Genomic DNA, 13,416 nt, shown 5'->3' with positions numbered 1-13,416 from the left:
GAAAGTGTCAGACATATTCGTGCCCCGATACGTTGAATGGAGTCCCTTCGTCTAGGACCCTGCCGCGGCTTCTGCGGAGCGGGCCCGGCAGGGCAGTTCCACGGTGAAAACAGTGCCCCCCTCGGGCGGACAGGAGACGCTCATCCGCCCTCCGTGTCCCTTGGTGACGATGAAGTACGACACGGACAGGCCAAGACCGGTGCCCGCGCCCGAGGCCTTGGTCGTGAAAAAGGGTTCGAAGATGCGCTTGCGGTGTTCGGGAGGGATGCCCGGCCCGTTGTCGGCGATGTCGAGCCGGAGGCCGTCCCCCTCGATCCTGGCCCGGATGACGATGCGCGGCGCCTGCGTGGGGGGCTCGGTCTCTGCCATGGCCTGGGCCGCGTTGCGCAGGAGGTTCAAAAGCACCTGCTCGATCTCCGTTTCCGTGCATTCGCAGCCAGGCAGCCCCGACGGGATGTCCTTGATGATTTCGATGGACTTGAAATCGTAGTTCTTCTTCAGGTCGTAGTCGCTGGACGCAAGGCGCAGGGCATTTTCGATGATGGCCGCGATGTCGCAGACCGAGCGTCTGGACTCGCTGCGCCGGCTGAAGTCGAGCATGTGGCGGATGATCTCGGCGGCGCGTACGGCCGCGCCCTGGATGTCGCGGATGAAGATGTCGATCTTGCGATCCGTCAGGTACCGTTCGACCTGTTCGATATCCACGCCGATTCTGGCCGCCGCTTCGATGTTTTTCGGGAAGTCCGGACGGGTGCGCAGGGCGATGGTCTGCACCGCCTGCAGGACGATGCCCAGGGGGTTGTTGATCTCGTGGGCGATGCCGGCCGCGATGCCGCCCAGGGAAAGCATCTTCTCGGACTGGACCATGGTCTCCTGCATGGCGCGAAGGTGGGTTATGTCGCGGGAGATGGCCAGAATGCAGTGCGTGTCGGCCACGGGCACGACCCTGGCCGACACGGAGACGCGCAGGGTGTGCCCTTCGCGGTGACGCATGTCGAACTCGAAGTTGTCGACCTGCCCGTCGCGGGCGAGGATTTCGACGAACTCCGCGCGCCGTCCGGGAACGGCGAAGAGGCCGATGTCCACGGTGCTGTGCCCCAGGGCCTCCTCGCGGCTGAACCCGGTGATGGCGGTGAAGGCCTCGTTGACCTCAAGCAGTCGCCCGTCGCTGAACCGGGCCAGGGTGATGATGTCGGGCGAGAGATGGAAGAGGCGCGAGAACATCTCCTCCGAACGCCGCAGGGCCTCCTGGGCCTCCTTGAGTTCGGTGATGTCCACGGTCATGGACAGGATGCATTCCTCGCCGCCAAGGGTGATGAAGCCGCCGGAATAGAGGAGGTGGACGACCCTGCCGTCGGGGCGCACGGTCGTCGTCTCCATGTTGTGCAGGGTCTGCCTGGCGCCGACGGCAAGCATGATCTCTTTTCTGTGCTGCTCGGGAAGGCCGCCCACGTCCCCGGGAGTGAGCTTGAGCAGATCTTCGCGTCTGATGCCCAGCCGTTCCAGGAAAATGGAGTTGGCGTCCATGTATCGACCGTCGGAGAGACGGTTGATGACGATGGAATAGGGCGAACTCTCGAAGATGGTCCTGAAGCGCCGTTCGCTTTCCTCGACGGCTTGCTGCTTGCGTTTGAGTTCGGTGATGTCCCTGGCTTCGATGATGATGTTGACGACCCTGCCGTTTTCGTCCCGGAAGGGCGATGCCGTGAAGTCGAAAAAGGCTTCCCGCCCTGCCGCATCGACATGCGTGATCTCGTGGCGGATCGTCTCGCCGTTGCGCACGCTTTCGATGACCTGGCGGAGCATGGTTTCGGCCTCTGCGCTGTCCGGCCACCACGGGCCCTCCCAGAACGGCTTGCCGATCACCTTCCCGGCGTCGGCTCCGACCCATTCGAGGGCGCTCCTGTTGGCCGAGAGGAGACGGCCCTGCAGGTTCAACAGGCCAATGAACTGCGTGGTCTGCTCCAGCAGGGCCTTGTTCAGGGCCTGGATGCGCTGCGCCTCTTCCTGGGCCTGCCTGGTCTTGTGGACGTCGATGTTCAGGCCGATGATGCGCACCGGGCGGCCGCGGTCATCCCAGGACACGGTCCGGCCCTTGGCCAGGATCCAGCGCCAGGACCCGTCGTGGTCGCGCATGCGGTATTCGGCCTCGTACAGCCCGTATCCGCCCTCGCGGATATAGCCCGCGAAGGCGTCGGCGGCGTAGGTCCTGTCGGCGGGGTGGATCAGGTTGCTCCAGCTGTTCAGGCCGTCCGACGTCTGCCGGGCCGGGTAGCCGAGCATGGCGTGCCATTCGGGGCTGTGCTCCTCGCGCTCCTCGATAGGGAAAAATTCCCAGTAACCTGCCTGGGTGGCTTCCATGGCCAGGCGGAAACGGCCGACCTGGTCCATGAGGGCGGCCTCGGTGCCTTCAAGCTCGGACACCTTGCGGCGCAGTTTGCGGCTCAGGATCCAGGTCAGTCCCGCCAGCAGCACGACCGTGGTCAGGGCGGACAGGCCGGCAAAGATCAAAATCCTGCGGGTGGCCGGATCCAGGAAGGCCGGCAGCTTGACCCAGCGGTTCTTGATTTCGGCCGTTTCCTTTTCATCCAGGGAGTCCAGGGCCTTGGAGACCGCACTGGCCAGCAGGGGATATTTGCGGCTGACGCCGATGGACAGTTCCTGGTTCAGCCCGAGATCCCCCGCCACCCTCAGGTTGGAGAGCCCCTGCTGCTGGATGTACCAGGCTGCCACGGCCAGGTTTTCGACAAAGGCGTCCACGGCGCCGAAGGCCACGTCGCGCAGGCCTTCGGGTATGCTTTGGACCTCGACGACGGTGAAACGTCCCAGATTCGAGGCGCGCACGATGTCGCCCGAGGCGTAGCCCTTGACCAGGGCCACGCGCATGCCGCCGAGGTCGTTCAGGGTCAGGGTTTGCGAAATGCGCCGCGACGTGACGATGACCAGCGGGATGCGTGCGTACGGCGCGGAGAGCAGGGTGTATTGCGCGCGTTCCGGCGTGTACATCAGGGCCGGAGCCAGGGCCGTCGTGCCGTCGCGCAGGCCCCGCAGTACGTCCTCCCAAGGCAGGGCCTGCTTGCGGAAGGTGATGCCCAGGCGCTCCTCGATGCGCTCCACGAGATCGGCGCTCATGCCCGTGAACGTGCCGTCGGGCTTCTCGAATTCGATGGGGGGAAAGGAGCGGTCGAAGGACAGGACCAGATTGTCCCTGTTTTTGGCCAGCCAGGCCCGCTCCTCGACGGTCAGGTTCAGTGACGGGGCCGCGGGGGCCGTGCCGGCCAGGGCCAGCAGGAGCAGAATGGTGCAGAAAAGCCGCATGAACCTGTCCGAGTTCGCAGAGTGTTTAAGGTCAGCCGGTCTCGGCAGTATGTAGCACCTACCCCCTGCCGGACGCAAGAATGGGTTCATTTTTCAAACCCTTGGGCGGCCTGCGCCTCCGGGCTGCGCGTTCAGGCGCGGCTGCCGCCGTGGGGATAGCTCTGCGGGGGCCAGAGCTGCGGTCCGTCCCACTGGCGGTAGGGACCTTCGGAGTGCAGCCTCGCGGCCTCGGCCCCGAGTCCCAGTTCCTCCATGCGTTCCCGGGTGGGGATGCCCGTCGCCGGATCCTGTCCCAGCAGGGCGTAGTAGCGATCGAGCATGGTGTTGTGCCTGGCCTTTTCCCGTTCCACGTCTTCGGGGCTGAACAGGTCGGGGTTCAGGGGGATGGCGTCGTGGACCCTCGTGATGCCCCGGCGCGCGTTGAAGGCCTTTTCCAGGGTGTAGATGCGGTCTGCGGCGTGGATGAGCGCGTCCTCGTCGAACGGTTCGCCCGTGGCGGCGGTCAGCAGGCGGGCCAGGCCGCCGAAGAGGGGCTCCTTCCAGGCCAGGGGCAGGGCGTTGGCCCAGGAGTTGACCGCGCCCTTGCAGCGCCCCACGCTGTCGGCCAGGGTGCAGACCCGTTCGGACAGGATGATGGCCTGCACCGGGTCGTCCATGTCGGCGTGCATGGCGCCCGAGGCCTGCAGCTTGGGGTAGAGGGCGGGGTCGTTCTCGCCGTAGGCCCAGCTGCGTCCGCGCAGGTGGTCGGCCCCGCGTGTGGACGTCGCGTGGGCCAGGGCGAAGAGGCCGGCCGGGTAGGGGCCGCGGCTGAGGCCCTTGACATGGTAGCAGTAGGGCAGGGCCGCGGGCCCGATGATTTTGGCCATGGACAGCATGCCCTCGGCCAGAAGGTTGCCGAAGCCCTCGCGCATGGCCGTGAGGTGCACGAGTTCCACCTGGTCGGCGACGTTGTCCCAGGACAGGTCCAGGCCGCCGGTCAGTTCGCGGGTCAGGATGCCGCGGGCGAAGAGGTCCTTGGCCAGGGCCATGGCGTTGCCCAGCGGAATGACGTCGAGCCCGTAGATGTCGCCGAGATTGCTCATCTCCATGATGGCCACGGGGTCCGTCACGCCGCAGTTGGTGCCCATGCAGAAGATGGACTCGTACTCCAGGGCCTCGCCGTGCTCGCCTTTGCGGGCGCCCGACGGGATCTCGTAGACGTTCTTGCAGCGCACAGGGCAGTTGCCGCAGCCCGTGCGGCCGGTCTCGAACTCTTTCCAGGCTTCGGGGCGCAGTTGCTGCGGGATCTCTTCCGGTTCCAGATACTTTTTGTAGTTTTGGAAGCCAGGCCGCCAGTTGACCACGCCGTGATGCGAACCGTAGCGGCTGGCCACGTTGCGCTGGAAATCGTCCCGGGCGAAGTATTCCCGGTCGAGCCTGGCCAGTTCCTTGAAGGTCTCGGGGTCGGCCAGGGGCACGCGGTGGTCACCCAGGACCACTACGGCCTTGAGGTTCTTGGAGCCCAGGACCGCCCCGCTGCCGCGCGCGGCCGAGGCGTACTTGTCGACGATGGTCGAGGCGAAACGGACCAGGTTCTCCCCGGCCTGGCCGATGCAGGCCACCGAGGCCTTCGCGCCGTGCCGGGCCATGAGCAGGTCCGTGGTCTGCCAGGTGTCCTTGCCCCAGAGGTCGCGGGCGTCGAGAAGCTCGGCCGAGTCCGGCGTGACCAGCAGGTAGCGGGGGGAAGCGGCGCGGCCCGTGATGATGATCTGGTCCGCCCGGGCGTGTTTCATGACTGAGGCGAAACGCTCACCGGCGTTGCCGTCGCCCAGGATGCCCGAATAGGGCGAGAGGGTGGAGACCTCCATGCGGCTGGTCATGCCCAGTATCGTGCCGGACAGGGGACCGGGGGCGATGCAGTACACGTTTTCCGGGGCGAGGGGATCGATCCCGGGGGGGACGCGGTCGAAGAGAATCTTGGAGTTGAGGCCCCGTCCCCCGAGAAAGGAGAGGGCCAATTCCCGGTCGAGGGTGGGAGTGCGCACCATCATGGCGGTCAGGTCGATGTCGATGGTCCTTCCGGTCCAGCCGTTCATGCGGGCCTCCTGGGAAAAAAGTTGGCGGCGATGAAACCATACCAGAGCGCAGGCGCCCTGCCTAGATGGACGGGTGGTTGGAAGGTCCCGCTTCGCGGGTTGTGGGGATGAGCCGGAGCGTATAGACCAGTCTGCACACCAAAAAGGAGATGCGATGAGAGACACGTTCAGGGAAATTCGCTCCAGAATGGACGAACTGGAGCAGCAGCTGCGTCAGGAACTGGCCGCCAAGCAGGAGGAGTTCCGCTACACCGTCGAGAAGAAGAAGGTCCGTTTCAGCCGCGAGGTGCAGGAGGCGCACCGCGCCCTGGTCACGCGCTGGACGGCCTACGCCTATGAATCCGGCGTGTTCAAGGTTCTGACCATACCGATCATCTGGTTCGCGCTCATCCCGGCGATGTTCCTGGATGTGTTCGTCATGCTGTATCAGGTGATCTGCTTCCCGGTTTACGGCATCCCGCTGGTAAGGCGCAGCGACTACATCGTGCTGGACCGGCACAGGCTCAAGTATTTGAACTGGGTGGAGAAGTGCAACTGCATGTACTGCGGCTACTTCAACGGCCTCATGGCCTACCTGCGCGAAATCGCCGGCCGCACCGAACAGTACTGGTGCCCCATCCGGCACGCGCGTCTGCCGAAGAGCACCCACTCGCGCTACGACCGCTTCGTGGACTACGGCGACGCCGAGGGCTACCGGCGCGAATTGGGGGACATCAGGAAGGACTTCGACGACTGCAAAAAGGGGTAGGTGGGGATGTCAAAGCGCCTGCCACAAAATTTTCACCCCTATGCCCAGGAGCACCAGTCCGCCGAGCACTTCCGCGCGCTGTCCGAGGCGGGTTCGGCAGCCCAGCAGCATGCCCAGGTGCAGGCCCGCGGCGGTGAAGGCGAAGGCCACCACGCCGATGACGGCCGCGGGGACCCAGATGGGGACGGCGAGCATGGCCAGGGTGAAGCCCACGGCCAGGGCGTCGATGCTTGTGGCCACGGACAGCATGATCAGGCGCGAGCCCACGGTCGGGTCCTGGCAGGTGTCGTCCTCGTCGTGGTGCAGACCTTCCCAGAGCATGTGTCCTCCGATATAGAGGAGCAGGGCAAAGGCGATCCAGTGCCCGAAGCGCAGGAAGTAGTCGCGCACCAGCAGGCCGCCGAACCAGCCGATGACGGGCATGGCGGCCTGGAACAGGCCGAAGTGCCAGGCCAGGCGGAAGGTCTGGCGGCGGGTGACGACCTTGAGGGCCACGCCGGCGGCGATGGCCACGGCGAAGGCGTCCATGGCCAGGGCCACTGCCACGGCCATCAGTTCTAGAAAAGACATGCGGGACTCCCGGGGATGAAGTAGGCACAAGGCAGATAGCCCAGGCCCGCGCCCAAGGCCAGGACCTTTTTGCGTGTTTGCGGCGGAAATTGCGGGCCCGCACAAGTTTTATTGACGACGGGACCCCTCGCGTTTAGAGGGGTGCGCTGGCCAGGTTCTCGCCGTGGCCTGCATATTCTATGGTATGAAGGCGGAGGACATCGATGCGATCTCGGACTCTCGAAAAATGGACGGTTGAACGCTCTTCGGAGCTCTACGGCGTGGACAACTGGGGCGGCGGCTATTTCAGGATCACGCCCGACGGAAAGATGGGCATCACGCCGTTCCCGGGAAAGGACGTCTGCGTGCCGATCCCGTCCATCATCAGCGGCCTGCAGGAACGCGGCCTGGGGCTGCCGGTGCTGCTGCGCATCGAGAACCTGCTCGACGCCCAGATTTCCCTGCTGCACGACTCCTTCGCCAAGGCCATCAAGGAGCTGCAGTACGGCGCCGAGTTCCGCGGCGTCTATCCCGTGAAGGTCAACCAGCAGCAGCAGGTCTTCGAGGAGATTTCCAAGGTCGGCGACCGCTACAACCACGGCTACGAGGTCGGCAGCAAGGCCGAGCTCATCGCGGCCCTGTCCTTCCTGAAGAACCCCAAGGCCTGCCTGGTCTGCAACGGCTACAAGGACCAGGACTACATCGACCTGGCCCTCTACGCCGGCAAGATGGGCTTCCTCTGCTTCCTGGTCCTGGAGATGCCGAGCGAACTGCCCCTTATCCTTGACCGCGCCAGGATTCTCGGCATCAAGCCGCGTATCGGCGTGCGCATCAAGGTCTCGACCCAGGCCGGCGGCCACTGGGCTGAGTCGGCCGGCGACCTGTCCATCTTCGGCCTGTCCACGGCCGAGGTCGTGGATGTGCTCGACCTCATGCGCTCCCGCGACATGCTCGACTGCGTGCAGTTGCTGCATTTCCACCTGGGCTCCCAGATCCCCAACATCCGCGACATCCGCACCGCGGTGCACGAGGCCGCGCGCATGTACGCCGAGCTGGCCAAGGAAGGCTGCGCCATGGGCTTTCTGGACCTCGGCGGCGGCCTGGCCGTGGACTACGACGGCTCCCACACCAACTACGCCAGCAGCCGCAACTACACCCTGGAGGAGTACTGCACGGACATCGTCGAGTCCGTCATGGCCACAGTGGACGAGCACGACCTGCCCCACCCGAACATCATCACCGAGTCCGGCCGCGCCACCGTGGCCTATTACTCGGTGCTGCTCTTCAACGTGCTGGACGTGAGCCTCCTGGAGAACCGCCCCGTGCCCCAGACCCTGGACGAGGACGACCCCGAGGCCGTGCACAACCTCCTTGAGGTCTACAACTCCCTGTCGCTCAAAAACCTGCAGGAGTGCTACAACGACGCCATCTACTACCGCGACCAGATCCGGCAGCTCTTCCGTCTGGGCCAGTGCAGCCTGCGCCAGCGCGCCCTGTCCGACACCATTTTCTGGGCCGTGATCCGCGCCATCGCCGAGAAGCTGCCCGAGATGAAGAACCCGCCCTCGGCCCTGAAGGACGTGGACCTGGCCCTGGCCAGCATCTACTACTGCAACATGAGCGTGTTCCAGTCCCTGCCCGACGCCTGGGCCATCGGCCACCTCTTCCCCATCATGCCCGTGCACCGGCTCGACGAACTGCCCACGGAGCAGGCCATCCTGGCCGACATCACCTGCGACAGCGACGGCAAGCTCGACAGCTTCATCGACATCCACGGCGTCAAGCGCGTGCTGGAGCTGCACTCGGTCAAGCCCTGCGAGCCCTACCATCTGGGCGCGTTCCTGGTCGGCGCCTACCAGGAGACCCTGGGCGACCTGCACAACCTCTTCGGCGACACCAACGTCGTCAGCGTGCGCATCAACGAGGACGGCACCTACGATTTCATCCGCGAGCTCGAGGGCGACAGCGTGGCCGACGTGCTGTCCTACGTCGAGTTCGAACCCAAACAGGTCCTGGAGAACTTCCGCAAGGTGGCCGAGCAGGGCGTCCGCGAGGGCAAGATCAGCCCCCAGGAGCGCTTCATGATCATGCGCGCCTACGAGCGCGGCCTGCGCGGCTACACCTATCTGAACGAGGGCCGGGATTGCGACAATCCCGATGTGTGCGCGAGCGGCCCCACGGCCGGCGTGTAATTCGAACCATGCCTTATTGAAGGAGGATCGCCATGTCCAAAGTGCTCATCATCGGCGCCGGCGGCGTCGGCCATGTGGTGGCCCACAAGTGCGCCCAGGCGCCCGAAGTCTTCAGCGAGATCATGCTGGCCAGCCGGACCAAGTCCAAGTGCGACGCCATCGCCGCGTCGGTGAAGGAGAGGACCGGACGCACCATCCAGACCGCGGCCCTCGACGCCGACAACGTGACCGAGACCGTGGCCCTCATCAAAAAGTTTCAGCCCAAGCTGGTCCTGAACGTGGCCCTGCCCTATCAGGATCTGGCCCTCATGGACGCCTGCCTCGAAACCGGCGTGGACTACCTCGACACGGCCAACTACGAGCCCCTCGACGAGGCCAAGTTCGAATACAAGTGGCAGTGGGCCTACCAGGAGCGCTTCAAGGAGAAGGGGCTCATGGCCCTGCTGGGCTCGGGCTTCGACCCCGGCGTGACCAACGTCTACTGCGCCTACGCCCAGAAGCACCTCTTCGACGAGATCCACGAGCTCGACATCATCGACTGCAACGCCGGCGACCACGGCCAGCCCTTCGCCACCAATTTCAACCCCGAGATCAACATCCGCGAGATCACCCAGCGCGGCCGCTACTGGGAGCGGGGCGAGTGGGTCGAGACCGATCCCCTGTCCTGGCGCATGAGCTACGACTTTCCCGAGGGCATCGGCCCCAAGGACTGCTACCTCATGTATCACGAGGAGCTCGAATCCCTGGTGCAGAACATCCGGGGCCTCAAGCGCGCCCGCTTCTGGATGACCTTCTCCCAAAACTATCTCAACCACCTGAAGGTGCTTGAAGGCATCGGCATGACCTCCATCGAGCCCGTGGACTACAAGGGCCAGAAGATCGTGCCCCTGCAGTTCCTGAAGGCCGTGCTGCCCGAGCCGGGCTCCCTGGGGCCCCTGACCAAGGGGCGGACCTGCATCGGCTGCGTCATGAAGGGCGTGAAGGACGGCAAGGAGCGCAAGGCCTACATCTACAACATCTGTAGCCACGAGGAGGCCTACCGCGAGGTCGGCTCCCAGGCCATCTCCTACACCACGGGCGTGCCGGCCATGATCGGGGCCATGATGATGCTGACCGGCAAATGGCGCGGCACAGGCGTCTTCAACATGGAGCAGCTCGACCCGGATCCGTTCATGGAGAAGCTCAACATCCACGGCCTGCCCTGGGTGGTGGTCGACCTGTGATGGACGGGCGTACCGCGTACCGCTTCGACACGCACCAAGTCGCCACGCCGTCCTTCGTGGTCGATCTGGGCCTCATCCGCCGCAACCTGGATGTGCTGGCCGGAGTCAAGGAGCGCACGGGCTGCAAGATCCTGCTGGCCCTCAAGGGCTTCGCCATGTGGAGCGTCTTCCCGGTCCTGCGGCAGGTGCTCGACGGCGTCTGCGCAAGTTCACCGCACGAGGCCAGGCTCGGGCGGGAAGAGTTCAGGCGCGAGGTGCACGCCTTCGCGGCGGGCTTTTCCCAGGCCGACATCTTCGACCTGTGCACGACAGCCGACCACATCGTCTTCAATTCCTTCGGACAGCTGGAAAAATTCCGGGGGCTGATCGCCACCGAGGCGGCGCGTCTGGGACGCGAGATCGAGCTTGGCGTGCGCATCAATCCCGAGCATTCGGAAGGTGCGGTGCCCATCTACGATCCGTGCTCGCCGGGCTCGCGCCTTGGAGTGCGGCGCAAGGACTTCCGCCCCGACCTGCTGGACGGGGTGACGGGCCTGCACTGGCACAACCTGTGCGAGCAGAACTCCGACTGCCTGGAGCGGACCATTGCCGCCGCCGAGAAGGGTTTTGGCGAGTTCTTTTCGCGCATGCGGTACGTCAACTTCGGTGGCGGCCATCACATCACCCGCCCCGACTACGACTTGGACCTGTTGTGCCGACTCATCAGTGAGTTCAAGGCGCGCCACGGCGTGCAGGTCTATCTGGAGCCGGGCGAGGCCGTGGCCCTGAACACGGGTTATCTGGTTTCGACCGTCCTCGACGTGACCGACGCCGACATGCCCATCGTCATCCTCGACACCTCGGTCCCGGCGCACATGCCCGACGTGCTCGAAATGCCGTACCGCCCGCATATCGTCGGTTCCGGCCTGCCCGGCGAAAAACCCTGGACCTGCCGCCTGGGCGGCCAATCCTGCCTGGCCGGCGACGTGGCCGGCGAGTACTCCTTCGACCGGCCGCTGGTCCCCGGCGACCGCCTGGTCTTCACGGACATGGCCCACTACTCCATGGTCAAGACCAACACCTTCAACGGCATCCAACTGCCAAGCATCGCGGTCTTCGAACCCGAGAACGACTCCATGCGGGTCGTGCGGAGCTTCGGCTACGAGGATTTCAAGGGCCGGTTGTCCTGAAGGTTTTTGGGAAAGATGCAAAAAAGCGGGAGTCCGGATCATCCGGGCTCCCGCTTTTATTATGAACGATTCAGAGCGTAACCGCTTATGAGATAAGAAAATATATCCATAGCAGTAACTTTACTCAATGGCTGAGTATTTTTGCCCGTTCCATTGAGTAAAAATATCGTAGCGCTATTATTGTTTTTATATCGGGTAATTATCTCGAAATATCTTCGGGTGCTCCGTCAATTTGTTTCTGCGATGGCGATGACCGCGTAGTTTCCCACAAGCAGCAGATCGGCACGGCATAAAGCTGATTCCCGAAAGGAACGACGGCCTCGCCGTCGTACATTATGATCCCGGCCGCGAAGCGGTTTTCAACGGCCTGCTGGAGTTTGCGCAGTCCTTTGAAATCGTTGGCGGTCACGGTCGATGACGCCTTGACCTCGACCCCTGCGATCCGTCCGCCGCATTCCAGCACAATATCCACTTCCGTCTTGTCCTTGTCCCGGAAATGGCTGAACGAGATTGCGTCATCCAGCCAGCCGGCCTGGCGCCTCAGTTCCTGATAGATGAAGGTTTCCAGGACCTGGCCAAACACGGCGCGGTCGTTCCAGAGGGCGTCGGCGTCCAGGCCGAGCAGGGCGCAGGCCAGGCCCGTGTCTCCGAGGTGCAGTTTCGGAGTTTTGATGAGCCGGCTGAGCCGATTGCTGTGCCAGGGGGGCAGTTCCTCCAGCAGGAAAATCCGTGACAACAGGGTCACATATTCGCGGATGGTGGGGCGGGTGACCTGGAAGGGCGCAGACAGGTCGGACACGTTAAGCAGGCGGGCCGTCTGTCCGGCCGCCAGTGTCAGCAGGCGGGGCAGGGCGTCCATCTGGCTGATGCGGGCCAGATCGCGGATGTCCCGCTGGACCAGGGTTTCGGCGTAATCGCGGTACCAGACGGCTCTGCGTTTGGCCGCAGTTCGCTTCAAGGCGGGCGGATAGCCCCCTGCGGCCACGCGTTCGGCCAGATCCCGGCCCAGACGCCGGCCTGTGATGCCTGCCTTGAATCGTCCTTGCAGCAACGCGGTCAGGAATTCCGGGTTCTTCCCGGAGAGTTCCGCCTGGGCCAGCGGGTGGAGTCTGAGTATCTCCATCCTTCCGGCCAGCGAATCCGCCAGGCGGGGAATCAGGAGAACGTTGGCCGAGCCGGTCAGGATGAAACGGCCGGGCTCCCGGCGGGCGTCCACGGCCGCTTTGAGCGCCGTGAACAGTTCCGGCACCCGCTGAATTTCATCCAGGATAACCCGTGCCGAAAGGTCTGCGACATATCCCACAGGATCACTCTGTGCGGCGGCGCGCTGCACGTCGTCATCAAAGCTGATATAGTCGAAGCCCACGGTCTCGCCCGCCTGACGGGCTAATGTCGTCTTGCCGCACTGGCGGGGGCCATGGATGAGGACGACCGGAGCATCGGCGAGCGCTTCCAACAGGCGTGGACGGATGAAACGTGGGTAGAGGTCTGTCGGTTCCATGGCGTCCATATGTAGATCGTTGTTCGTCCAATTGCAAGTTTATGTTCGTCTAATTGAAAATTTATGCTCGTCCAGGTGCAAGTTGATGTTCGTCCATGTGTCAGTTTTAATGTATGGATATCGATATAAATTTAATAATTTAGACAATTAGATTTTTGAAATTTCAAAGTTTAACGAGACGGTGTGGGGTCAAACTTGTCTCCTTTTATGCGCTGAAATCTTGGGTTCTGGATTCCGATGGTCTGGCCCGCTCATTCCTCCCGCCTTCCCTTGAAATACTCCATGGCCTTGAGCACGAAGCGCGCGTAGGCCCCGGCCTGGCCGCCGCCCATTTCGATGGCCACGTCGATGGTTTCGTAGATCTCCTGGTCCGTGGCGCCGTGCTGCATGGCCTGGTCCAGGTGCCATTCCATGCACGGCTCGCACTTGGTGACGAGGGAGATGGACAGGGCCATGAGTTCCTTGGTCTTCCGGTCCAGGGCGCCGTCGGCGAAGGCCTTTTCCTCCAGTTCCAGGAAGGGGGAGTAGGTCTTGACGTTCTTGAGGAAGGTCAGGTGCAGGCGCTTGCGGTCCTTGATGCTCTGCTCGATCTTCATGAAGCTCAGGTCGGACATGGTTTCCTCCGTGGGGTCATTGCCTCC

General features: G+C 63.8%; 9 protein-coding genes. 4 read left to right on the top strand and 5 right to left on the bottom strand.

Annotated features, from left to right (window positions below; genetic code table 11):
- Positions 1–51: 51 nt before the first annotated feature.
- Positions 52–3,318 carry a PAS domain S-box protein gene (locus tag ACYQ3G_RS15350; protein WP_459827083.1) on the bottom strand — a complete coding sequence of 1,089 codons (3,267 nt, stop codon included), beginning with the start codon at positions 3,316–3,318 and terminating at the stop codon, positions 52–54.
- Between the two features lie 131 nt (positions 3,319–3,449).
- On the bottom strand, positions 3,450–5,393 hold the full coding sequence (locus tag ACYQ3G_RS15345) for an aldehyde ferredoxin oxidoreductase family protein (RefSeq protein ID WP_459827081.1): 1,944 nt from the start codon (positions 5,391–5,393) through the stop codon (positions 3,450–3,452).
- Between the two features lie 154 nt (positions 5,394–5,547).
- Between ACYQ3G_RS15345 and ACYQ3G_RS15340 the strand changes: the two genes are divergently transcribed.
- Positions 5,548–6,141, top strand: coding sequence for a hypothetical protein (locus ACYQ3G_RS15340; protein ID WP_459827079.1), 594 nt, complete (start codon positions 5,548–5,550; stop codon positions 6,139–6,141).
- A 9-nt stretch (positions 6,142–6,150) separates the two neighbouring features.
- On the opposite strand, the gene ACYQ3G_RS15335 is transcribed toward ACYQ3G_RS15340, so the two are convergent.
- Complete coding sequence (locus ACYQ3G_RS15335; RefSeq protein ID WP_459827077.1) at positions 6,151–6,711, bottom strand: manganese efflux pump MntP; 561 nt, start codon at positions 6,709–6,711, stop codon at positions 6,151–6,153.
- Positions 6,712–6,914: 203 nt separating this feature from the next.
- On the opposite strand from ACYQ3G_RS15335, the gene speA reads away from it, so the two are divergent.
- From speA to nspC, 3 genes are read left to right on the top strand one after another with little or no spacing between them, the layout of a single operon-like run.
- Complete coding sequence (speA, locus tag ACYQ3G_RS15330; protein ID WP_459827075.1) at positions 6,915–8,882, top strand: biosynthetic arginine decarboxylase; 1,968 nt, start codon at positions 6,915–6,917, stop codon at positions 8,880–8,882.
- Positions 8,883–8,914: 32 nt separating this feature from the next.
- A complete protein-coding gene (locus ACYQ3G_RS15325) occupies positions 8,915–10,105 on the top strand; it encodes a saccharopine dehydrogenase family protein (protein WP_459827073.1) in 1,191 nt (396 codons plus the stop codon).
- The gene (gene nspC / locus ACYQ3G_RS15320; RefSeq protein ID WP_459827071.1) at positions 10,105–11,274 is read left to right on the top strand and encodes a carboxynorspermidine decarboxylase; all 1,170 of its coding nucleotides are present in this window, start codon (positions 10,105–10,107) and stop codon (positions 11,272–11,274) included. Before ACYQ3G_RS15325 ends, nspC begins: the two co-directional genes overlap by 1 nt.
- A gap of 199 nt (positions 11,275–11,473) precedes the next feature.
- Here the strand turns inward: nspC and ACYQ3G_RS15315 are convergent, their stop codons facing one another.
- Both ACYQ3G_RS15315 and ACYQ3G_RS15310 read right to left on the bottom strand, forming a co-directional pair.
- Complete coding sequence (locus ACYQ3G_RS15315; RefSeq protein ID WP_459827069.1) at positions 11,474–12,784, bottom strand: ATP-binding protein; 1,311 nt, start codon at positions 12,782–12,784, stop codon at positions 11,474–11,476.
- 242 nt (positions 12,785–13,026) lie between these two features.
- The gene (locus ACYQ3G_RS15310) at positions 13,027–13,389 is read right to left on the bottom strand and encodes a carboxymuconolactone decarboxylase family protein (protein WP_459827067.1); all 363 of its coding nucleotides are present in this window, start codon (positions 13,387–13,389) and stop codon (positions 13,027–13,029) included.
- Positions 13,390–13,416: the final 27 nt, after the last annotated feature.

This window comes from Desulfomicrobium salsuginis (assembly GCF_054657795.1).
Note: the sequence above shows the minus strand (reverse complement) of the source record. Positions and strands in the feature narration are given on the sequence as shown.

Excerpts from the sequence above, each read along its gene's own strand:
- ACYQ3G_RS15345 (WP_459827081.1), bottom strand. The coding sequence starts at position 5,393 with ATGAACGGCTGGACCGGAAGGACCATCGACATCGACCTGACCGCCATG.
- nspC (WP_459827071.1), top strand. The coding sequence starts at position 10,105 with ATGGACGGGCGTACCGCGTACCGCTTCGACACGCACCAAGTCGCCACG.
- ACYQ3G_RS15340 (WP_459827079.1), top strand. The coding sequence starts at position 5,548 with ATGAGAGACACGTTCAGGGAAATTCGCTCCAGAATGGACGAACTGGAG.
- ACYQ3G_RS15310 (WP_459827067.1), bottom strand. The coding sequence starts at position 13,389 with ATGTCCGACCTGAGCTTCATGAAGATCGAGCAGAGCATCAAGGACCGC.
- ACYQ3G_RS15325 (WP_459827073.1), top strand. The coding sequence starts at position 8,915 with ATGTCCAAAGTGCTCATCATCGGCGCCGGCGGCGTCGGCCATGTGGTG.
- ACYQ3G_RS15315 (WP_459827069.1), bottom strand. The coding sequence starts at position 12,784 with ATGGACGCCATGGAACCGACAGACCTCTACCCACGTTTCATCCGTCCA.
- ACYQ3G_RS15335 (WP_459827077.1), bottom strand. The coding sequence starts at position 6,711 with ATGTCTTTTCTAGAACTGATGGCCGTGGCAGTGGCCCTGGCCATGGAC.
- ACYQ3G_RS15350 (WP_459827083.1), bottom strand. The coding sequence starts at position 3,318 with ATGCGGCTTTTCTGCACCATTCTGCTCCTGCTGGCCCTGGCCGGCACG.
- speA (WP_459827075.1), top strand. The coding sequence starts at position 6,915 with ATGCGATCTCGGACTCTCGAAAAATGGACGGTTGAACGCTCTTCGGAG.